Genomic DNA, 713 nt, shown 5'->3' with positions numbered 1-713 from the left:
CAAGCATCCTCAGTAACGCGCCACGGTGGTCCCATCCCCCTGGCAATCAGGTGGTCCCATCACCCTGGCAAGCGACACCGGATGGCATCGAAACCATGCCCGTAAGGCTCTCAAGGCTGCGCTGCAGCCCAAGGTCGTCACCGCGCGCAGTGGGCGGCCGGTGAAGTACGGGCCTGAGGTCATCGCGGCGCTGACGGTCTGCTGAACAGTGCTCGGAATGCCCGCCGGCAAGCGAAGATTCCTGCTGAGGAGAAGACCCGTCTGGTATCCGGCCCATGTCCCATGACATCGCTGACAGGTCGGAGCAAGCACCCATGCCCCACGACATCGCTGACAGTCAGCCGTGACGGGCGGCTTCTTGGGCCAGCGCGACTCGCGATGTGACGGCCAGCTTGCTGTAGACGTGCGTCAGGTGCGTCTGCACGGTGCGGTGAGACATGAACAACCGCGCGGCGATGTCCTTGTTGCCGAGCCCCTCGCTGACCAGCCGCACGACGTCAAGTTCGGTGGGCGTCAACGAGTCCCAGCCCGTTGACGGCCTGCTGCGCGTGCCCCGCCCGCGCTGGGCGTAGCCAACCGCTTCCTCCAGTGTCAGTGCCGCACCTTCCGCCCACGCGGCGTCGAAGCCGTCGTCCCCTAGGAGCCTGCTGAATTAGTGGCTTTGGGGGCGGGGTGCCTCAAAGCGCTCTGTGGCGCGTGTGTTCAGTCAGACC

At 65.6% G+C, this 713-nt stretch carries 2 pseudogenes; one reads left to right on the top strand and one right to left on the bottom strand.

The annotated features are described in order from the left end of the window. Positions 1-64: 64 nt before the first annotated feature. A pseudogene (locus tag CQY20_RS33995) lies at positions 65-202 on the top strand (integrase catalytic domain-containing protein); the annotation flags it as partial. Positions 203-337: 135 nt separating this feature from the next. Here CQY20_RS33995 and CQY20_RS33990 read toward each other — a convergent pair. Continuing rightward, positions 338-640 (bottom strand): annotated as a pseudogene (locus CQY20_RS33990) (response regulator transcription factor); the annotation flags it as partial. Between the last annotated feature and the right edge of the window lie 73 nt (positions 641-713).

It is taken from the genome of Mycolicibacterium agri, from assembly GCF_002553505.1.
GTDB lineage: Bacteria > Actinomycetota > Actinomycetes > Mycobacteriales > Mycobacteriaceae > Mycobacterium > Mycobacterium agri.
The sequence above is the reverse complement of the archived record's forward strand: the minus strand, read 5'-3'. Positions and strand labels throughout refer to the sequence as shown.